The organism is Bacillus sp. FSL R5-0576, from assembly GCF_038004765.1.
GTDB lineage: Bacteria > Bacillota > Bacilli > Bacillales > Bacillaceae > Bacillus > Bacillus subtilis.
Genome location: NZ_JBBORU010000001.1, coordinates 1,772,934 through 1,793,428 on the forward strand (window position 1 = coordinate 1,772,934; position 20,495 = coordinate 1,793,428).

Annotated in this window: 25 protein-coding genes and 2 pseudogenes; 17 read left to right on the forward strand and 10 right to left on the reverse strand. The window is 38.5% G+C overall.

Annotation, left to right across the window (positions count from 1 at the left end):
• Positions 1–65: 65 nt before the first annotated feature.
• Together alr and NX903_RS08865 are read right to left on the reverse strand one after the other, a co-directional pair.
• Positions 66–1,250, reverse strand: coding sequence for an alanine racemase (gene alr / locus NX903_RS08860; RefSeq protein WP_086343873.1), 1,185 nt, complete (start codon positions 1,248–1,250; stop codon positions 66–68).
• 408 nt (positions 1,251–1,658) lie between these two features.
• Positions 1,659–2,087 carry a hypothetical protein gene (locus tag NX903_RS08865; protein WP_024572377.1) on the reverse strand — a complete coding sequence of 143 codons (429 nt, stop codon included), beginning with the start codon at positions 2,085–2,087 and terminating at the stop codon, positions 1,659–1,661.
• A gap of 429 nt (positions 2,088–2,516) precedes the next feature.
• On the opposite strand from NX903_RS08865, the gene NX903_RS08870 reads away from it, so the two are divergent.
• Together NX903_RS08870 and dutA are read left to right on the forward strand one after the other, a co-directional pair.
• Positions 2,517–2,978, forward strand: a complete 462-nt coding sequence (locus NX903_RS08870) for a DUF2691 family protein (RefSeq protein ID WP_086343874.1) — start codon at positions 2,517–2,519, stop codon at positions 2,976–2,978.
• 29 nt (positions 2,979–3,007) lie between these two features.
• Entirely contained in the window at positions 3,008–3,442 is a 435-nt protein-coding gene (gene dutA / locus NX903_RS08875; protein WP_003245820.1) for a dUTP diphosphatase DutA, read from the forward strand.
• A gap of 601 nt (positions 3,443–4,043) precedes the next feature.
• On the opposite strand, the gene cotU is transcribed toward dutA, so the two are convergent.
• Positions 4,044–4,304, reverse strand: a complete 261-nt coding sequence (gene cotU / locus NX903_RS08880; protein ID WP_003231648.1) for a spore coat protein CotU — start codon at positions 4,302–4,304, stop codon at positions 4,044–4,046.
• Between the two features lie 404 nt (positions 4,305–4,708).
• On the opposite strand from cotU, the gene NX903_RS08885 reads away from it, so the two are divergent.
• A complete protein-coding gene (locus NX903_RS08885; protein WP_134983653.1) occupies positions 4,709–4,873 on the forward strand; it encodes a hypothetical protein in 165 nt (54 codons plus the stop codon).
• 274 nt (positions 4,874–5,147) lie between these two features.
• Positions 5,148–5,987 carry a thymidylate synthase gene (locus tag NX903_RS08890; protein WP_024572380.1) on the forward strand — a complete coding sequence of 280 codons (840 nt, stop codon included), beginning with the start codon at positions 5,148–5,150 and terminating at the stop codon, positions 5,985–5,987.
• Between the two features lie 122 nt (positions 5,988–6,109).
• On the opposite strand, the gene NX903_RS08895 is transcribed toward NX903_RS08890, so the two are convergent.
• The 5 genes from NX903_RS08895 to tatAC form a co-directional block, all read right to left on the reverse strand.
• On the reverse strand, positions 6,110–6,397 hold the full coding sequence (locus tag NX903_RS08895; protein ID WP_119123060.1) for a hypothetical protein: 288 nt from the start codon (positions 6,395–6,397) through the stop codon (positions 6,110–6,112).
• A gap of 42 nt (positions 6,398–6,439) precedes the next feature.
• Entirely contained in the window at positions 6,440–7,159 is a 720-nt protein-coding gene (locus NX903_RS08900; RefSeq protein WP_128737889.1) for a YrpD family protein, read from the reverse strand.
• Between the two features lie 159 nt (positions 7,160–7,318).
• Complete coding sequence (locus NX903_RS08905) at positions 7,319–7,675, reverse strand: YoqO family protein (protein ID WP_086343876.1); 357 nt, start codon at positions 7,673–7,675, stop codon at positions 7,319–7,321.
• A 245-nt stretch (positions 7,676–7,920) separates the two neighbouring features.
• Positions 7,921–8,121 (reverse strand): spore coat protein CotC, encoded by a 201-nt coding sequence (locus NX903_RS08910; protein ID WP_024573164.1) that lies wholly within the window; start codon positions 8,119–8,121, stop codon positions 7,921–7,923.
• A gap of 175 nt (positions 8,122–8,296) precedes the next feature.
• Positions 8,297–8,485 (reverse strand): twin-arginine translocase TatAC, encoded by a 189-nt coding sequence (gene tatAC, locus NX903_RS08915; RefSeq protein ID WP_014476920.1) that lies wholly within the window; start codon positions 8,483–8,485, stop codon positions 8,297–8,299.
• Between the two features lie 75 nt (positions 8,486–8,560).
• Between tatAC and NX903_RS08920 the strand changes: the two are divergent.
• Both NX903_RS08920 and NX903_RS08925 read left to right on the forward strand, forming a co-directional pair.
• A pseudogene (locus tag NX903_RS08920) lies at positions 8,561–8,723 on the forward strand (hypothetical protein).
• A gap of 16 nt (positions 8,724–8,739) precedes the next feature.
• Complete coding sequence (locus NX903_RS08925; RefSeq protein ID WP_086343877.1) at positions 8,740–9,138, forward strand: hypothetical protein; 399 nt, start codon at positions 8,740–8,742, stop codon at positions 9,136–9,138.
• A gap of 64 nt (positions 9,139–9,202) precedes the next feature.
• Here the strand turns inward: NX903_RS08925 and NX903_RS08930 are convergent, their stop codons facing one another.
• On the reverse strand, positions 9,203–9,637 hold the full coding sequence (locus tag NX903_RS08930; protein ID WP_086343878.1) for an SRPBCC family protein: 435 nt from the start codon (positions 9,635–9,637) through the stop codon (positions 9,203–9,205).
• Between the two features lie 306 nt (positions 9,638–9,943).
• Here NX903_RS08930 and NX903_RS08935 point away from each other — a divergent pair, with 306 nt between their 5' ends.
• The 9 genes from NX903_RS08935 to pghL all read left to right on the forward strand — a co-directional run bounded on the left by NX903_RS08935 (position 9,944) and on the right by pghL (position 18,910).
• Complete coding sequence (locus tag NX903_RS08935; protein WP_014476925.1) at positions 9,944–10,132, forward strand: hypothetical protein; 189 nt, start codon at positions 9,944–9,946, stop codon at positions 10,130–10,132.
• Between the two features lie 295 nt (positions 10,133–10,427).
• The gene (locus NX903_RS08940; RefSeq protein WP_086343879.1) at positions 10,428–11,987 is read left to right on the forward strand and encodes a spore germination protein; all 1,560 of its coding nucleotides are present in this window, start codon (positions 10,428–10,430) and stop codon (positions 11,985–11,987) included.
• A 29-nt stretch (positions 11,988–12,016) separates the two neighbouring features.
• Positions 12,017–13,108 (forward strand): spore germination protein, encoded by a 1,092-nt coding sequence (locus NX903_RS08945; RefSeq protein WP_024573203.1) that lies wholly within the window; start codon positions 12,017–12,019, stop codon positions 13,106–13,108.
• Entirely contained in the window at positions 13,098–14,312 is a 1,215-nt protein-coding gene (locus NX903_RS08950; RefSeq protein ID WP_086343880.1) for a Ger(x)C family spore germination protein, read from the forward strand. The genes NX903_RS08945 and NX903_RS08950 overlap by 11 nt, the downstream gene beginning before the upstream one ends.
• Positions 14,313–14,458: 146 nt before the next feature.
• A complete protein-coding gene (locus tag NX903_RS08955; RefSeq protein WP_086343881.1) occupies positions 14,459–15,265 on the forward strand; it encodes a hypothetical protein in 807 nt (268 codons plus the stop codon).
• Positions 15,266–15,269: 4 nt separating this feature from the next.
• A complete protein-coding gene (locus tag NX903_RS08960) occupies positions 15,270–15,887 on the forward strand; it encodes a DUF4166 domain-containing protein (protein WP_024573200.1) in 618 nt (205 codons plus the stop codon).
• Positions 15,884–17,524 carry a YndJ family protein gene (locus NX903_RS08965; RefSeq protein WP_086343882.1) on the forward strand — a complete coding sequence of 547 codons (1,641 nt, stop codon included), beginning with the start codon at positions 15,884–15,886 and terminating at the stop codon, positions 17,522–17,524. Before NX903_RS08960 ends, NX903_RS08965 begins: the two co-directional genes overlap by 4 nt.
• Positions 17,525–17,611: 87 nt before the next feature.
• Positions 17,612–17,926, forward strand: coding sequence for a hypothetical protein (locus tag NX903_RS08970; protein ID WP_170948349.1), 315 nt, complete (start codon positions 17,612–17,614; stop codon positions 17,924–17,926).
• A 225-nt stretch (positions 17,927–18,151) separates the two neighbouring features.
• On the forward strand, positions 18,152–18,910 hold the full coding sequence (pghL, locus tag NX903_RS08975; protein WP_086343883.1) for a gamma-polyglutamate hydrolase PghL: 759 nt from the start codon (positions 18,152–18,154) through the stop codon (positions 18,908–18,910).
• 26 nt (positions 18,911–18,936) lie between these two features.
• Here the strand turns inward: pghL and NX903_RS08980 are convergent, their stop codons facing one another.
• Positions 18,937–19,386, reverse strand: a complete 450-nt coding sequence (locus NX903_RS08980; RefSeq protein ID WP_003245454.1) for a YndM family protein — start codon at positions 19,384–19,386, stop codon at positions 18,937–18,939.
• A gap of 207 nt (positions 19,387–19,593) precedes the next feature.
• On the opposite strand from NX903_RS08980, the gene fosM reads away from it, so the two are divergent.
• Positions 19,594–20,028, forward strand: coding sequence for a FosM family fosfomycin resistance protein (gene fosM / locus NX903_RS08985; protein ID WP_003231604.1), 435 nt, complete (start codon positions 19,594–19,596; stop codon positions 20,026–20,028).
• Positions 19,937–20,279, forward strand: a pseudogene (locus NX903_RS08990) (hypothetical protein). The gene fosM and the pseudogene NX903_RS08990 overlap by 92 nt, the downstream one beginning before the upstream one ends.
• Positions 20,280–20,495 lie beyond the last annotated feature (216 nt).

Below are 20,495 nucleotides of genomic sequence, written 5' to 3' on the forward strand. Positions count from 1 at the left end.
TTTTAGTTTCAGAAAAAACAAAATCCCCCTGGTAGAGGGATCTTGATTCAGCATTTTAAGATGTTCTACACGTATAATACTGGAGTTGATACTTTAAAAATCTCGCCATCTCTTATATAAAAACGAGGGATGCGGCGGCTTAATGTAGACACGACTTCATAGTTAATCGTATTGAGCATTTCAGCCACTTCATCAACGGAAATCTCGGCTCCTTTTTGCTTACCGTAAATCACGACTTCTTCTCCTTGTTTACCTTCACCGTTTTCTCCTAAACTGACCATGATCATATCCATTGTTACTCTTCCCGCCACTGGCACTCGTTTTCCGCGATGAAGAACAAACCCGCGATTGGAAAGAGCACGAGAATAGCCGTCAGCATAGCCAATCGGGAGTGTAGCAATTACTTCATTAGGTTCTGCGATGTATGTAGCACCATAGCTAACGGTTCGGGGTTCTGTCCGCATGGTTTTCACATAAGCGATGCGTGCCTTTAAACTTAACGCAGGTTCAAGCTTAACGAGATTTAGTTGTTTAATATAGGCTGAAGGATATAAACCATACAAGCCGATACCTAAACGGATCATATCAGCGCTAAATTCCGGAAATGCGATAGCTGCAGCAGTGTTGCACATATGCACGGTGGGCAGCTCAATCCCCTGTTTTTTTAAAAAGCTGAGAAAACTGATGAATTTTTCGTGCTGCAGCTTTGTGAGTGTTGTGTCCGGTTCATCAGCTGTCGAAAAATGTGTGAAAATCCCTGTCCATCTGAGGAATTTACTTGCCTTTAAGGCTTTCACTACTTCTAAAAGTTCTTCCTTTGTGCGTACACCTAATCGTCCCATGCCGGTATCCGCGTTAATATGAATGGCCAGCCGGTTAGCACTCGCTTCTTTTTCCAATATCTCGTTTGCTTCTTTCATCCAATCAACCTGGAATGCTGATAATGTTATATTCCAAGCTGCTGACTTCTTTACACAACTAAGGGATGTAAAACCAAGCACAAGGATAGGTGCTGTAATCCCAGCTTTTCGTAAAACGATTCCTTCCTCCACACTGGCAACAGCGAGCTCACTCGCCCCGTGTTCCAGTGCATGGCGTGCCACTTCGATAGACCCGTGACCATAACCGTTCGCTTTTACGACAGCCATAATTTTGCTCTTATGTGGAATATGACGGCGGATCGCTCGCAAATTCTTTTTAACGGCATCAAGATTGACTTCGATCCAAACTTCTCGGCAAAGCTTTATCATCAACGCTTCCTTCCTTCTTATGGATTATAAATACCACCTATTGCCGCAAGTAAATGTTAATTGTTGGATGATTCGATCTTATTTTATTCAACTTTATTTGAAATCATTCAACAGCAAATCCATGTGATACGAGAAGGTGCCTATCAATGTTCGAATAATAGCAAGTACGGGATACATGAGGCTTGTAAGTGGGGTGTTAATGGGTACGGCGACCGAGGATTACAAAAATGATTATTTGTTTCGGGACATTTTTTTCTAAGGGTAGATGATAACGAGAAATCTAATCAGGAAAAACTTACCGTTCATCAATACAAAGGATACAGGTTAGAATTAGTGATGTTTGCAGTATAGAAGCACAGAAAAAAGCAAGGAAGTAACAGCAAGCTTCCTTGCTCCATTGTATTCCTATTAGAGAGCACGCACTTTTGCAAAAGCTTTTATCTTAGCTCCATCATCATTTTGACAGCGAATATAATATGTTCCGGTTTTATAGTGTGATACGTCAAGAGTTAGAGTTACACTTTTGCCAGGTTTAACTGTATAGCCGGAAGCGATTGTTCCACCACCTGGTTTTACAATTTTGAATTCAAATGGATTGCTTCCTGTATTCTCAACAAAAACTCTGATTTCGCCATCTTCACTTCCATAATAATCAAAATAAAATTTTCCGTCACCTCTAAACGTTTCTTCCTCTTCCAGTATAATATCGGATTGTGCGGCTGCAAACGCAGAGGCTTTTTTAGGTGTGTGGTCAATTGATGCAGCTGAAGCATAAGTAGAGCTTAATCCTGTAATTGAACTAACTAAAATCGAACCTACCACAATTTTCTTAAACACTTTTCTTCATCTCCTATATAAGAAATAAATTACAAATTTATACATTCGGTAAAGAGTTGGAAAGACCTTTGGGAAATCCTATAATTCACAAGAAATACAAAAAGGGTATGTTTATTTCTGGTGAATATTTATGACGGAGTAAACATGTCATAATATGAGGATGATTAAAGCGTAATCAAGTACGGTCTGAGACAAGCAGGACACTACATATGAAGGCACTGACTGGCTAACTTTTCTCGACAAAGACAAGAGAACAAGAGGGCGTCTATTGTTATGAACATTGGAAGAACCTTTTAAATGAGAAGGGCTGAGGAAATTCTGTAAAAGATAATCGGTTGAAAAGGCAGTCGATTCCTTGTTCCATAAACCTAACATCAGAGTATATAATTAAACTCGTATTCACAAAAATCGTTTAAGTAAGGGGTATACATGAATAGGGGAGTTAGTTTTCAAATACCGAATGAATATGGAAATTTTCTATGGAGAATACTGCAGCCGGTAGAAATAGCTAATTATAGGTGGCAAACGAGTGGGGAATCTTATTTTGTTGTAGAAGGAGAGCTCGATAATGAGGAGCTTTTTCATGACTATGCAATTGTTGAAGGGGCAGTTTTTGAGCAACAATTAAAAACGAATCAGTACTATACCATTTTCGTTGAACTGAAAGCATTTCCATATGGAAAAATGGTTAATCAAGTCAATATATATGAAGAGTTTGCTGACAGTGATTGCGAACTTGTCCTTTTGATAGCAGATAATAGCTACGTTTCGATTTACTGTAAAAACAAAAAAATCATTGAAAAACTGTACTTCAATGCTTTACAGAATGATTTTGAAGACGTTCAATTTATAACTGATGAAAATGACACAAGAACAAGCCTTACTGTATGATAGTCAATAAAAATTAAAGGAGCTAGTACATGACAATGCAAATTAAAATCAAGTATCTAGATGAAACACAAACAAGAATCAGCAAAATTGAGCAGGGAGACTGGATTGATCTTCGGGCAGCTGAAGATGTAACAATCAAAAAAGATGAATTTAAGCTTGTCCCATTAGGTGTTGCAATGGAGCTGCCTGAAGGTTACGAAGCACATGTCGTCCCTCGTTCAAGTACATACAAGAACTTTGGCGTTATTCAAACAAATTCAATGGGTGTTATCGATGAGTCATATAAGGGAGACAACGATTTCTGGTTCTTTCCTGCTTATGCATTGCGTGATACTGAAATTAAGAAGGGTGATCGTATCTGCCAGTTTAGAATCATGAAGAAAATGCCGGCGGTTGAATTGGTTGAAGTCGAGCATTTGGGAAACGAGGATAGAGGAGGACTCGGTTCAACAGGTACGAAGTAAACAAAATAAATCCTTGGCTGTCTTCATGCTGTGTGATTGATCAATGGAGGTTTCAGCCAAGGTACATATAAATATTATGTATAAAATGAATATTTTAATACGAAGGATTTAATTAAAAACAAATTTTAAAAAGGGAAGTTTTGAAAAAGTGAAATAGTAATAACTAAAGTCGATAAAGAACCTAAAGATGTCAAAGAAACAATTTTTCTGGTGCTTTGCTTTTTTGAAGGTTTACTTAGCTCGTGGATAACTGCCCCCCATAAAAGCATGGATGCTAAAATTATAATACTTATATACATATAGATGCTCCTTTTATTATATTTACAGTTTTTACATTTTTATTGATTTTACCACTTTAGGATTGAGTTGTCGATGAAACAAGCATCTCTATAAAGAAATACTTTTATCTAAATTTTTATAAATAGGGGAAGGCAACTAAAAACTAGTAATGCCACTAATAATAAGCCAAGTTAAATGACTTGTGTTCATTAATAATTGAATTTTACAGCAGCCATGAGCACAAAAAAATCTGAGTTCGTCGATAAATATCATAAAAAAGCCCCCGGTATGTCGCCAGGGAATAAATAGACGTTTAAGAGATTTAGTGATGTTTTTTATATGATTCGACAAAATCATAATAATGATCATCGTCATCATAATACTTTTTTTCGTAATGATAATCGTGATCATCGTAATATTTTTTATCATGGTCATCATACTTTTTGTCGTAATCATAATGTTTTTTATCATGATCATAATACTTGTCGCAATCATAATGCTTCTTATCATTGTCGTAATACTTTTTGTAATATGTTTTTTTCCAAGTGTAATACTCTTCTTTATATTTTTTATAATAACCCAATTAAATTCCTCCTTTATGTTATTCGAATTTAATTTATGAAGTTTAAATGATATGGTATGGTCAAATGAAATAAGAATAGTAAAAAGAGGCTGTTTAAAACACTTTCTGAAAAACAAAACGGATAGCTGTTTATGAAAATAAGAGCGAGAGAGAGCACTCAATCACTGTAAAATAATAGTAAAGTGTATAGAGAAGATTAATATACGTAAAAAGGGACTTTCTCATTGAAGAATATTTGAACGTTATGGTCAAGATTCAAGAGCTCTATGATATGATTTTTAATACTGCTTTTGAAGGATTTAGAGTTAGACATCAAAAACAAACAGCAAAACCGGTTAGAAACAGATCATATAAGGAATGAACCGCTGCCAAATATCATAAAAAAGTTGTTAATGATCAAATGAATGAAATTAGAGAGAATTTATTTTAAAGAAAGCCCAATTGCACATGGACAAATGACAATTGATATTCAGGTAAAATACAATGCATTAAATCAGAAAAAGCTATTGGAGGATTTAATGTGTTTAGACAATTTCCAATTTGGTATACACAAACACCTAACTATTTGAATTTTTATGTGCCGCAATATCAAACCATTTCTTATAATCCTCAACAATGTTATCAACGGTGTATGTACCAAACTGGCGGTAACTATGAGCTATGTGACAGACTATGTTATGGAGAAATACAGGTGTAAAAGAGGGGGGATTAACTCCTCTTTAAACACACAGTGAGTGGAATAAGATCCTCACTTTATCTGCAAGTGCTTAGTATTTGCGATAATATTGCATTCGTAATAAATTATGCTTAGCAACTGAAAATGAAAGAAGGATATGAATAGTCATGACGCAATTCGATAAACAATACAATTCAATTATAAAGGATATTATCAATAATGGAATCTCAGACGAAGAGTTTGATGTAAGAACCAAGTGGGACTCAGATGGAACACCGGCACATACTCTAAGTGTAATCAGTAAGCAAATGAGATTCGACAACTCAGAGGTTCCGATTTTAACGACAAAAAAGGTTGCCTGGAAAACAGCCATTAAAGAGTTGCTCTGGATTTGGCAGCTGAAATCTAATGATGTTAATGATTTAAACAAGATGAGCGTACATATTTGGGATCAATGGAAACAAGAAGACGGCACCATCGGACATGCATATGGATTTCAGTTGGGGAAGAAAAACAGAAGTCTAAATGGAGAAAAAGTGGATCAGGTAGACTATCTTCTTCATCAATTGAAGAACAATCCATCTTCACGCAGACATATTACAATGCTGTGGAATCCTGATGAATTAGACGCAATGGCCTTAACGCCATGTGTATACGAGACACAATGGTACGTTAAACATGGGAAACTCCACCTTGAGGTAAGAGCACGGAGCAATGATATGGCATTGGGAAATCCATTCAATGTATTCCAGTATAATGTGTTGCAGCGCATGATTGCTCAAGTGACTGGTTATGAGCTTGGTGAATATATCTTTAACATTGGGGATTGCCATGTGTACACACGTCATATAGACAATTTGAAAATTCAAATGGAAAGAGAACAGTTTGAAGCACCTGAACTATGGATCAATCCTGAAGTGAAAGATTTTTATGACTTTACCATTGATGATTTCAAGTTAATCAACTATAAACATGGGGACAAGCTTTTATTTGAGGTAGCGGTTTAATGCTGCCTTTTTATTGTGCAGTGAATAGATAGCAGGTATCCTAATTTCATTAAGCAATCTGGAAGATGAATAAAAATTGAAGGACAAACACGTATAATACATAAAAAAGATTAACTCTACAGTTAATCTTTTTTATTCAGAAGAAAATATCCTAACTTTGAAACTAAATACAAAGTAAAAGCAATCATTACAGTTCTAGATATTACAATTCCATGAATAGCTAGATCATATCCAGCAGGTATCAACGCATTTGTATTACACATAAAATATATAGATATTAGAAGTGCTACAATAACTAAAATCATTCCAAAAAGACTTGTTTTTTCATATTTCATACCAATTTCCACCCTTATTAAAGTTAGGTTTAAACAAAAGAGCTGAAGAAACGAACTATGACCAGTATGCTCCAAGGAAAACCGCCAGACAATGCTGGCGGCTTTTTGCTGCTTCGTTTATTTATTAACAGAGATCGTAACGTTATTTCCTGCAACTGAAACCTTTGCGAAATCCTGTGTATCTACCACAGGAGTAACGGCTTTATTGTCGATAGTGATGTTGTTAAAAGAGGTCGAAAAGGTTGCTTTGATCGCATCACGCTGGCTTTCATACGAAACAGCCGCGGTAGCAAGGGTTTTCCATTTTGAAATCGTGCCGATGTTGGTTCCTTGAATTTCTGTGATAATCCGTCCAGTATAGCCGTCATTGTTCGTTCCCCAAAGGGTCATGCGCGTATTGCCGCTTAAATTTTTATAGATTGTCATTTGGACTGTGCTTCCAGGGCGGAAGCCTTTATTGTATGTGAATTTGTCTTTTCCTTCGATGTACGTTTCTTCATTTTTGGACCCAACCTTCATGAGGGGCTTCCAGACGTTGTATTGTTTGCTGTACTGAAGCCCGATATCGGCCTCAGTTCCGCTTGTTGCCCTAAATCCTGAATAAATATAAGGAGTAGAGACCGTATCATATTTTACAGTGTCAGGAAGATTGATTTTAGCTGTAAAAACGGCGCCTGTACTATTCAGATAGGCGCGGCCGCCGATTCCCTTAGGCAGCTGTGATGCTGCTTTTGCGACTTGAGCATCTGCCGCGGGCAAGCCTGGTATACCTGATGGAAGTGTTCCGAAAAGAATGGCTGTTCCTACTGCACTTGCAATCAATATTTTTTCACTCAAATTCCCCCTTTTGATAGTGATTTCGTCATTTATTATACCTTATTTTGGAACTGGATTGATGTATATAAATAAACAAAATATTTCATTTTGAGTGATGTAAGGGACGAAACGCTTCTCCAATCTGAAAGCTATGTAACTTTATCAGAGGAAAGAACGAGATCACAATCGTTTTAACCGATTTGAAATTTTCCCCAAAATAAAAGTACAAATGCTTAAAGAAACGATCATTAAAAGAATGCCCGCTATCGTTTCCCAGCCTGTAAAAAAGAGGTGACGTTTCATCAATGTCTGTCCTTGTAAAATGATAAAAGCACAGATACCGACTAAGAAAAGAAAACAAATACTTAGGATTGCTAACGCTTTACGTGAGTATGTTTTCATTTCATCTTTAAAATACAGCAATACGAAAACAAAGCAGATAACATTGGCTATTGTTCTTATCACCTCAAATCTTTTCATGACAACTGATATAAAAAGACAAAGTAAAATGAGATAAAATACGATGTTTCTATACAAAAAACCTCTCCTTTTATGTATGATCCTCAAAGAGTTTATAAAAGTTTCTTTGTAACTGCAATAAACTGAATGCGCTCATTTATGAACTAACTAAACTATGTACTAAATATTCATTATTCTTTTTTAGATTCAGTCACCAAGGTTTTCATAGAAAGGGAAGCTTCAGAAATATACATATAGTGCATAAACAAAAAAGACCCGGCAATAGCCGGGGGAAAGTAAAAACGAGGAGATGTGAATGGCGTTTAGTAGTGTTTTTTATGCTTTTTATACTCTACAACATAATCATAGTCTTTTTTATCGTGATCATAATATTTTTTATCATAATCATCATATTTTTTGTCGTAATCACAGTCATAATATTTTTTATCATATTCGTAATACTTCTTATAATACGTTTTTTTGACCGTATAATACTCTTCTTTGTATTTTTTGTAATAACCCATATTTACTCCTCCTTTATTTTTACTACGCTTTATTATACGGCGAGTAGATTTTGCGGCTTGGACAGTTAAAATCATAGAAGGAAAAAAGGGCTGTCCAAATGATAAAAAAAAGGCAGATGACACAGAAACAAATCAAAATAAAGAGCCGATTTTTCATCGGCCCAAACGATTTATCCTATATTTGTTTGTCTTCTTTGTTTTCTGAGTCACTTTTTCTGATATCCTGAGTCAGTCCGCTTGTTGCTTGTTTAAATTCTGATAAGGCTTTTCCTGCTGCACGGCCAAGCGCTGGCAGTTTATCAGGTCCAAATACTAAAAAACCTACAAACAAAATAACGAGTATTTTTGTGAAGCTTAATTCCATATCCTTTTCCCCCTGATTGAAGTACAACCTTTTAAACAAATTATAAGAGATAGCAGTACAAATGGGAATGCATTTATTTTTAACATTTTAAAACCAGCACAAAGACGGATTCATAAAACGGCTGCTGCTGAATATAATGTCCAATGCCACCTGCCTAAGAAGCAGGGAGGCAGGATGGATCAATTATGTAGCTCTGCCGGAAATGATACAAACGTATCTGCGGCTATCATTGAAATAGAGGAGTGGTGTAGCTGATGAGATTCACTAAGGTAGTTGGATTTTTGTCTGTTTTAGGGTTGGCTGTGGTTTTTCCATTAACGGTACAAGCAGAAAAAGCTGGAACTGCTGGGGCTGGAGAGTGGGATAAGTTGGGGACTTACACATATACTTACTCAAGTCCGACGGTATACTCAACCGGAGGAGATTTTAGAGTGTGCCTTTCAGGAAGCACTCCTTTTTCTGTCTCACTGCACTTATATGAGGATGATCCCGGTGACAATCCTGATGATTATGTAGGGGCAAACTATTTTTCACCCGGAGAATGCCACACATTTGGCAGTATTGGAAAATTTGTAGATGGGAGCAATAACAAGGCCGAGTTCTATGTTACCGATTACTCTGGTAAATCTAAAACTGTTACGTTTTATGATTGATGGACTCAAATTGTGAAGTATAACCCTTGGGAAAGAACAAAAAAGAGAGATACCTCTCTCTTTTTTATGCTTCGACAGCCTTACGAAGCCTTTCATTTACAATGCCAGTCCAGCCGCCATCCATCTTGCCGCGAACGACGGAGCTTTTCTCGTTTGCTTTGCCGATCACTTCATTCGGCTCTTTCCAGCCGCTGTGAATAAGGGTAAACCCTGTCTTTTCCCCCAAGTCTTCTAATTGAAAGGTAACGACCCATCCTTCTGTATCCCATTCAAAAGAAAGTTCAGTTGGAGCTTGAACAGCCAAAACTTTACAAGGGGACGGCCCAAACGGTGATTGTAAGTGAAATTCTTGTCCTTCTTTGAGCTGAAAGTCATTGGGCATAAACCACTTGGCAATGCCTTCCGAAGTAGAGACTGTCTCCCAGACTTTCTGAATGGGAGCCTCCAGGGTAATGCTTTTTGTAATATCCGGTAATGCATTTTCGTTGTTTTGAGCCATTTCGTTTACCTCTTGACATATGATGTTTTTTTCAATTCAATCATATAATAACTAATAAGATCATGTCCATAGCGTGCATTATTTATGCTAGAGCTGCTGTTGAACAGCGTGTCAGTCGCCAGTCTGATCTGTGAATGGGAGAATTCTGCATGCGCGAAAAAGAGAGAGGTGTATGTTGTCATTTCGTTCATTCTTGTTTGCTCGCCGCAACTGCTATGTTTGAACCGGAATTCCTGTTCAGGCAATTTATTTTGCGATTTTTGTTTTAATAGTAAATGTGCCATTTTCTAAAACAGGAGGTTTTTTATGCTTGGAAAAATCAAAGCAGCCATTGATAACAGTCCAGGGAAGCCGGCCAGAATTATAGTTAGTGAAAAAGTGTTTCAGCAATTAGAGGAAGAAATGCGCTTTGTTTACGTATCCAAACCGAAAACGATAATGGGGATTCCTGTGGAAGTTTCAGATCAGGCAGAAAGCTTCAAGCTGGAATTTTAGTTTATCCCAGACTGCTAAAAGGCTCATTTTGTGTTTAATAATGCAAAATGGTCAGGTTGATTTCTTTAAAAGCATGATGAAATGTTCATCATGCTTTTTTTATTGAGAAAAAAGACGAACATAAAAAATAGGTATACGGGAAAAATAATCCTATTAGAGAGAGGGGAACTGACAGATGGATAACATGATATCAACACTTACTGACTGGAATGTGTGGTTTCAAGCGTTAGTAGTATTTCTCGTTCCATATGCAATCTATAAAGTGTTTACTTGGATTCATGTATAAGAAGGTGCAATGATGAGGTGGCGGAGCAATCAGTACAAAACACAGAAGCAGCATAAATCAGATCATTCAACAGCTGAAAAGGATCAGGATGTGTTAACCGGTAACATCGGATACGATTTAGAACATGTAAAAAGAAAAATAGGACATAACGGGGACGTTCACTTCCGTGAGCTTGAAATCACTCATTTACATGTGAAAGCGGCATTGATCTTTGTTGAAGGACTGTCTGATCAGGATTTGATTAATAAAGGATTATCAGTGTTATTCATGAATCAACCTAATCAGGTAAGCGATGAAATTTCTCAATCCGGCAAAGGTATTTTAACTTCGAAACAGATAAAAAATCAAATCATATCAATCGGTGATGTCATAGAATCAGAGAAAATCAGTGATATCGTGTTGAATGTTTTCATGGGTTCGACAGCGCTTCTCATCGATGGAATACCGCAGGCCTTTCTTCTGGGAACTGTAAAAAAACAAAATCGAAGTATCGAGGAGCCGCTTTCAGAAGCGCTTGTCAGAGGGCCGCGCACAGGCTTTACAGAAGAGTTGAGTACGAATACAGCTCTTTTGAGACAGCAAGGAAAAAATGATCAATTAACATTGCAGAGATTTGAAGTAGGAACACGATTAAAAAAGGATTTAATTATCGCTTATATGAATGACATTGCAGATCCAAAAGTAGTCGAGGAAGTAAGAAAAAGAGTGAGAGGGATTGAGATCGATCATTTGCCGGAGTCAGGCTACGTTGAACAGTTAATTGAGGATAATTATTTGAGCCCGTTCCCGCAAGTACAGAGTACAGAACGTCCTGATCGCGTCATAAGCGGATTAATGGAAGGAAGAGTAGCCATTCTGCTTGACGGCACTCCGTTTGCTTTGATTGTTCCAGTCACTTTCAGCATGATGCTTCAATCGCCTGAAGATTATTATGAACGGTGGTTCCCGAGCTCGCTCATCAGATTGCTGAGGTTCATCGCAGCAATGATAACGTTATTCGCACCCGCTTTATATATATCATTTATTTCTTTTCATCCGGGGTTAATTCCGACCAAGCTGGCGATTTCAATTTCCGGGACGCGCCAGGGTGTTCCGTTCCCATCCCTCATTGAAGCCTTATTTATGGAAGTCGCGATCGAAATTTTAAGAGAAGCGGGGCTTCGTCTGCCAAAACCGATTGGACCCGCAATTGGCATAGTTGGCGGATTAATCATCGGGGAAGCAGCTGTGCAGGCGGGGATTGTCAGTCCAATCATGGTCATTGTTGTTGCGCTCACAGCAATTTCTTCATTTGCCATCCCGCATTATAGCACAGGTATAGCACTTCGGATGCTTCGGTTTGGCGCGATGTTTTGTGCGGCGGTGTTTGGATTGTTTGGAGTCATTATGTATTATCTGCTGCTAAGCAGCCATGTCGTAAAGCTAAAGAGCTTTGGTGTGCCATACGCAAGTCCGGCAGTGCCCTATCACTTAAAAGATTGGAAAGACTTTGTTATCAGAATGCCTCTTTTAGTCATGAAGCGCCGGCCTAAAATGATGAATACAGATAATACAAAACGGGTGAAGTGATGAACTCGACAGGATGGTGATAAAGTCTCATGTTCAGCCCAACCAGTAAAATCACAACCGCTCAGGCAACGATTATCATCATTAATTATATGCTTGCTGCCGGAGTTCTTACGCTCCCTCGGACAGTAACAGAACAAACACAATCTCCTGATGGATGGATTTCAATTTTATTAGGCGGGGTCCTAGCGGTAATAGCCGGGATGATTATAGTTAAATTAAGCCAGCAGTATCCTAAGGAGACCTTTTATGAATACTCCCGACATATTGTAGGAAAATGGCTCGGGCATCTGATCAGTATTGTTTTTATTGCTTATTTTCTGGCACTCGGTGCATTTGAAGTCAGAGTCATGTCCGAAATCGTGGATTTTTTTCTCCTCGAAGGGACACCGTCTTGGGCCATCATTATGACAGTTCTTTGGATTGGGCTTTATTCAATTACACAAGGCCTAGATCCGATTGCACGGCTTTTTGAAATGATTTTTCCGATTACGGTCATCATCTTTTTAACGATAGCCCTCATGAGTTTAGGCATATTTGAAATCAACAATTTGCGCCCTGTATTAGGAGATGGAATCATGCCGGTTCTCAGAGGAGTAAAGACAACGAACCTTTCATTTACATGTTCAGAAATTATGCTCATTTTAGTAGCATTTATGAAAAAGCCGAAAAATGCTCTGAAAGCGGTTGTGATTGGGACAGGCGTTGTGACCAGTTTTTATATGATTACGCTGATTATGGTCATCGGTGCACTATCAGTTGAGGGAGTTGTGACGAGAACATGGCCGGGGCTTGATCTGATGAGAAGTTTTGAAATACCTGGTTTAATATTTGAACGGTTTGAATCATTTCTGCTTGTGATTTGGATTATGCAGCTTTTTGCCACGTTTATTATCACTTTTTATGCAGCTTCCCTGGGAGTCTCACAGGTTTTTAAAAAGAAACCCCTTTCATGTATGTTTGGGCTGCTTCCTGTTATTTATATCCTCTCTTGCATGCCGAAAAATGAAAATGACGTCTTTATATTGGGCGATACGGTCAGTCATATCGCTTTGTATATATTTGGCGCTTTGCCGATTTTGCTGTTAGTCATTTCGAAATGGAGGAAAAGAGGTGAAAAGTAAACTAAAACGTCAAGTGCCTGCTATGGTCATAGTATGTCTGGTGATGGTTTGCGTAACAGGATGCTGGAGCAGCCGGGAAATAGAAGATCTGGGTCTCACATTCGCTATCGCAATTGATAAAGGAAAAGAAACGAACACTGAAAAAGAGTTAAAAGAAGAGGGCGGGAGCTATCCGAAAAAAGACAACATTACGCTGACCTATCAATTTGTTAATGAAAAAGCGGCAGGCGCGGGCACTGGCGGGGGAGGCGGTAGCGGACAAGGAGTGCAAAAAGCGTATATTAATATAAGTGAAACAGGGGATTCATTACAGCAGATCGGAAGTGAGGTTGCACTAAGACGGGACCGAGAAGTGTTTAGCCCGCATTTAAAAGTTGTTGTCATGAGTGAAGATGTGCTGCACACATTTCCTATCGACGAAATGCTGGATCAATTTTTTCGTGATAATGAAATCAGGCTAAGCTGTCTTGTTTTATCTGCTAAAGGGGAAGCAAAAGAAGCTCTCCAGCTGAAAGAGAACGGAGAAATTCCGGCTTTTCGACTGATTGGATTAGGTGAAAATGAACATAAGGTTTCCAAAATTCTTCCCCCTGTGACACTCGCGAAACTAATTGGAAAACTGCATTCTGGCAGCAGCTTTTTACTGCAAAATGTGGTTGCGGCGAATGGAGCGGTCAAGTATTCCGGAGCAGCTGTAATCAACGGAAAATCGAAAAAAATGATAGGCACTTTAAATGAATATGAAACTGAGGGGATTACATGGATTAGAGGAGAAGGGAAAGGCGGAGTTGTCAAAAGTCATGATAAAAAGAGCCAACAGACGTTAGCGTACGATATCAATAAAATCAAAAGCAAAATTCAGCCAATCGTAAAAGGGACGGATATTTCATTCCATGTCGATATTGAATCAGAAGGCGATTTGGTTGAAAACTGGAACACAAAAGAGGCGTTGGACACCCAGTTTATAGATCGTCTCGAAACGACTATTGAAAACGAGGTAAAGATAATAGTTGGTCAGGTATTAAAAAAAATTCAGCATGATTATAAAGCAGATGTTGCGGGTTTTGATGAATCTTTTAGACTTACATATCCTCACTTATGGAAAAGGGTGAAAAATAACTGGGATGACACCTTCAGTAAAGCCGACATCACATACAGTGTGAACGTCACAATTACTCATTTCGGCACGGTTAAAACTCAGTAATGAATCCCAAGGAAGAGAAGGAAACCTCTCTTCTCTTTTTTATGCATTTTTTAGGATAAAGATACATTTTTTGGAGAGATATACACTTTTCAAATCGACCAATATGCTAATATAGGAATTGCTTGAAATAGAAGGGAGAAGGGGCTGTGAGGCAGAAACCGATTTATGTAGAAATCGAAATGAAATCTGATCTGGATACACTCTGGGAATATACACAAAACCCATCACTGCATAAGGAATGGGATCTCCGGTTTTCAAATATTACGTATTTGAATAGTCAGCCATGCGAAAAACAGAAGTTTCTTTACGAAACAAGGGTAGGCTTTGGATTAAAGGTGTCAGGTACAGGAGAAACCGTCGGTGTTTTCAACAAATGTTCATCTGAAAGGTCTTCTTCACTGGCTTTTGGCTCTAATCATCCGTTATCTCTGATTCGGCATGGAAGCGGCTACTGGAAGTATATACAGAGAGAAAATGGGAAAATGACGTTTTTAACACAGTATCAATACAAAACAGCCTACGGACTGCCGGGAAGATGGATCGATCGTTTATTATTTCGGCCGCTGCTTGGCTGGGCGACTGCCTGGAGCTTTGATGCATTAAGGCTTTGGGTTGAGCAAAATAAACATCCGAAGCGCTTCATTCGATCTGCTATCATCTATGTGTTCATGTGTCTGTTTTTCAGCCTGTTTTGGTTCTATCAAGGCTTTGCAAGTGTTGAGACAAGCATATTGGCAGGAACAGCGGAGATAGGCTTAGCTATTTTGTGGCTGATTCCTTTAAAAAGAAAATGGATCATTCATGGTGTCCAGGCTTGTATCTTTGCGGGGTTTGCTTGTCTAGGTTCCGAAATATTCATGTGGGTTCTGTTGAGTGTGTTTTCCGCAGCAAGCGGCGCTCTTAGCCTGCAGCTCCCCAGTGCCAGGCGCACAAAACGAAAGAGAAAGAAGTGACATTGTGAGTTCGATTTATGAAAAATCAATTATTAACTATCATTTGCTGCATCCCAAGCTGCGGAAACGGTACCAATTAGACGGGTCTCAAACATTCAGCGGGACGGGAACGATGTCAGAAATAAGCGGAGGCTCTTTTCTGGTTAGAATGCTGTTAAAGCTGGGTGTTTTTTTCAGATGCTTCTTTTCAGAAAGAGGCAAAGACATTCCATTTACAATACAAAATAGAACTTGTCTTTTGAAATCGCAACATACAGGAATAGAATGGAATCGTACATTTTTCTTTAAAGGCAAAAAACGTTTCTTTGACGCGATAATGATATATGACGAGAAAGAAAATAGAATACTTGATTTCTTCGGCAAACCTCATCTGCTGCTGTCTGTTTTGACGTTCGAGGCATCTCATGACGGCTCTCTTACGATCACATCGGGAAAGCAATGGCTATTGATATGCGGAAAAAGAATCCCGCTGCCGAAATGGCTGACCGGTACATCCGAAGTTTGCGAAACGTTTGATGAAAAAAAGAATTGTTTCACCATTGAAGTGCATGTGCAAAATACAATTCTTGGCACTCTTTTCTTTTATAAAGGAACGTTTCAGGAGAAAGAGAGAGAATCATGAAACGAAATGGCATAGTCAGTGCGCTTTGTTTTATAGGATTTCTTGCAGCGGAAGCACCGGATATTTCAGTGGCAGAGGCACTCGTTTTGTTATCCATTCTATTTTTCGTGCCGGGAATTTTTCCTTTTGTTTTTCGTCAATCTCCGGTTCGTGCTGCTCAGTTTATGGAATATGGGCTAATCCAGTGCTACCCTGTAGCCGCATTCTTTGCAGTGTTGGCTCTTGTGACGGAGGTTGGGGGTTTCGCACTTATCTGGTGGATGTACACAGTTTTTATTGCATTGTATGCGATCTTCCGCCTTTGGGAAACAAAGATACATAGAATCGAAGAGACATCAGTTTTGTTCGGTCTTATTTATTTGGCGGGAGGAGGATTTTGGTTTTTTGCTTATGCTGCCCATTTGCAGATCATGCAATTTGGCCCTCTCATCATTTTGCTGACTGCTGTCCACTTTCACTATTCTGCTTTTCTGATCCCGATCTTCAACGGCTTACTCGGCAGAACCATTAGAAAACATCGGATGTTGTATAGTTGGATAACATGGGTGATTTTGCTTTCGCCCCTTCTTATCGCACTGGGCATCACATATTCAAAAACACTTGATGTCATTGCGGTTAGCATTTATATGGCGGCGATTTATCTTCATGCATTTTTGGTGTTCACGGCAGCTTTTCGCACCAAGACGGGGACATTTCTTATTCGGCTTTCTTCCGCTGTTTTAATGATAACGATTGCTTTCTCGATGATTTATTCATTTGGTGTATTTCGGCAAGAAGTTACATTGACCATCAATCAGATGATTTGGATTCACGGTTTTGTCAACGCGTTTGGTGTTATCTTGCCCGCTCTCATAGGGTGGAGAATAGAGGATCCGAAGCCTTTTGATGCAGACAGTGTAAAGACATTCAGCCGTATCTACGGAAAAAGAAAGATGGGAGAAGAATTTTTAGCTAACATTCAAGCTGAAAATAACGCTCGGTACAGCGGACTTGTGGATGATATGGGCAGCCTGCGTTCAAAAGATTTTTCACCAGAAAAACTGGCGCCGCTCATTCTTTCGTTTTATGAACAAACCATCGAATATAATATTAAAGCAAAAGTAACATGGAGCACGTGGTTTCGGCCGCTTGCAATTATTTACGAATGGTTCAGCAGAAGAATCGGCCAAATACATCTTTCGACGTACCCTGACTGGTACAGGATGTACAGCAAGATAAAAGGTGTTCATTCTAAAAAAGACGGAAGGGAAAGAGTACGTGCCTGGATTAGAACAAATGAAAAAAACGAAACCATTTTTACCGCTCTTTATTCAGTGTATCGTTCAAATGGAGAAGGGTATATGAATATTTCTTTACCGCTTCCATTCAGCAGCATGACAGGTATTTTAAAACCATATCATCATCAGGAGAAGCTGGTTTTAACAAGCAGGCGGAGAAAAAGCAGAGCGGGGGATGAGGGGATTTATCTGCAAACAAGAGCGGGAACTTGTCCGCTTCCTTTATCTGAAACCTTTCTGATAGAAGCTGTACATGACAACAAATTAACCGCTGTTCATCATATGTGGCTGTTTGGAATAAAATTTCTAACTGTTCATTACAGCATTACACATATTAACCAGCCTATTGAAAGAACCTAACACAAAGAAGAAGCTTCGTCTGCCAGTTGTAATGAGATGAACTGTTTTAAAATTCTGCACCGCATAAAGACAGGAAAGGAAGGGTTTATGGTGTTTTATATCAGTTTATTTCTGATTCTTTGGCTGGCTGCTGGGTTTGCAGTGGGAATGAAACAAGTGTATGTCGATCAGCTGTTTGATAAAGCTGTGATCGAAAGACTGGAAAAAGAAGCGAATGATCATGGACATGCTGACCGGATGATCAAACAGCGCGTCCTTTATATTGCAGCAGTGACAGTAAGCGGGTTTATTTCTGTTTATTATGAAATGAAAACAATCCCGCAAAGGCGAAACATAAGAAAAATTGAAAAAAACATCATGAAATTAAATCAAGCAAAAAAACGAAGAATGAAGAAAAAATAAAAAGTGCACAGGCCAAAGGGCAGGTGCATTTTTGTTTTGTATGGAAAATGGGGGAGGTGGTGCCAGCTTACTTTTCATAAATTCAAAAATGAGAAGAACAGCGCCCGGGCTAATGGTATATAATATTGTGAATTTAACAAAAATTTAACAAGGAGGACGAGAGAATTCGTGCTAAAGCCTCAAAGAGACCTACATTCTGTTGATTTGGACTTAGAGGCGGAGTAGATGAAACCGGCCAAAGTATCCCTGCTCCGCCGTTTGCTCCATTCCTTGAAGCATGTTGATTGTAACATAGCCAAACGTTTTCCATCAACTATTAAAATTGTAAAATTATTGTTGATTTTTATGGTGTTTACTCCGATTTCTTCAATTTATGCTGAAGATGTATATCAGAATTTTGAGGAATTAAAAAACAATGAAGATCCTTCTGATTACGGCGTTGTTACGAAAGAAACCGGAAGCTCTGTTCTTGTTTTAGCTATTCACGGAGGAGGTATTGAAGGCGGGACAAGTGAAGTAGCGAGAGAGCTCAGCAAAGAGTACTCGATGTATTTATTTGAAGGCTTAAAATCGACAGGAAACTCAGTCCTGCACATTACGAGCACACACTTTGATGAACCTCGGGCCCTTAAAATGACGGGAAATCATGAATATGTCATTTCATTACACGGGTACGCAGAAGAAGATCAGCAGATCGAAGTCGGCGGTACAGATCGCGTAAGAGCGGCAGATTTAGTTGAGAAATTGCAACATGCCGGTTTTCCTGCTGTATTGCTCAATATGGACCATCCGCATGCGGGCGTTAGTCCGAATAACATTGCAAATAAATCAAAAACAGGTTTAAGTATTCAGATAGAAATGAGCACAGGGTTTCGAAAGTCTTTGTTCGGCATCTTTTCTTTAAAAAGCAGAGCTGTTACTCAAAATGAGAGGTTTTATGAGTTTACAGAAGTGATGTTCCGTTTTCTCAAAAATAGCTACTGAAAAATAGGAGGCGATAAGACAGCCTCCTATTCCTTATGCTTCTCTTTCGTTTCGGGAAACAGCTCGTCCGCGGCTTCCGTTTGATACTGCAACGTGTTATCTCTCGCTGACAGTTCATTTCGGAAATTTTCATCAAGCACATTTTTCAGTAAATACCGATGAAAAAAGTATTCAAAAACAGTAAGACAGGCAGCGGAAAGGAGAGCTGCTCCAAATGGTGAGAAATCGTTTCTTGTTTGGGTTAAAACAAATACCCAAAGAATAACGAATGAAAGGCCAAAGTCAGCTAATGAAGCTGTAATATTGTTTGTTCTGGGTAAGACGAGCATGTCACCAGAAAGATAGGAAACAAAACCTAAGAAAAGTGCAATAAACATCACACTTAAAAAGGATGCGTGATAGACTCTGTCCAAAATCACATATAAAAGGGCGAGAGTGAAAGCAATCTTTGAAGCAAGCGCAATGATATGTTTCATTTGACCACCTAAATTGTTATTTTTTGAAGAAAATTCTTGGGCGTAAACAAACGATAAATAATGCAATTCAAAACCATTCATAATGGTCATGTTACTATTTTAAACAGTCCGTTTTTGTTTACACTGGTATTTTTTTTCAGCTGTATGAAACTTTCTTATGAAAAAGTCGTATATGTGGATGATCAGCTTTCAAGGGGGGAATGATTTGTGGAGATAAAAGGAATCAATCACTTGCTATTTTCAGTTTCGCATTTGGATACATCGATTGATTTTTATCAAAAAGTGTTTGGTGCAAAGCTTTTGGTAAAGGGAAGAACAACTGCATATTTTGACATGAACGGCATCTGGCTAGCTCTTAATGAAGAACCAGACATCCCGAGAAATGACATTAAGCTTTCTTATACCCATATTGCTTTTACAATTGAAGATCATGAATTTGAGGAGATGTCAGCTAAATTAAAAAGACTTCATGTCAATATTCTGCCTGGCAGAGAACGAGATGAACGCGATCGAAAATCAATTTATTTTACCGACCCTGACGGCCACAAATTTGAATTTCATACCGGAACCCTTCAAGACAGGCTTCGATATTACAAACAAGAAAAAACGCATATGCACTTTTATGATGAAACGGCCTTTTGATAGCACAACCATATTTCATATAAGGTTAAATTTAAAGAAGGGTGTTGGTGGAGACTTTATGTTTGGGGAAGGTTTCTACCCGACTTGTTCAACGATGCCATATATTTTGAACTGTACAAGTGATTGGGTGAAGGTGAAATTGAAATACACATTACATTTTATATGAAGAAAGCGAGCTGTTTTATCAGAATGTTGAACTAATTAAACTATGTACTAAATTTTCAGTATATTTCAATTGCTTCGCCCCTTAATAAATATGAAACCGTATCCTTCCACGACCTAAAAAATGAAACGTTTTTAAGAAGATGGCGTCTAATATTCTAAATGTTCATATTTTGATAAAAGTTTCCTAAAGGAAAGAAAATTTCTTGACTTCAACAATCTTTTGGTGGATAATTATGGTGTAAACATGATGTTCTTTTTCCTCCTATTCGGGCTCGCACCCAAAAGTCAGGGCGAGCCTGCTT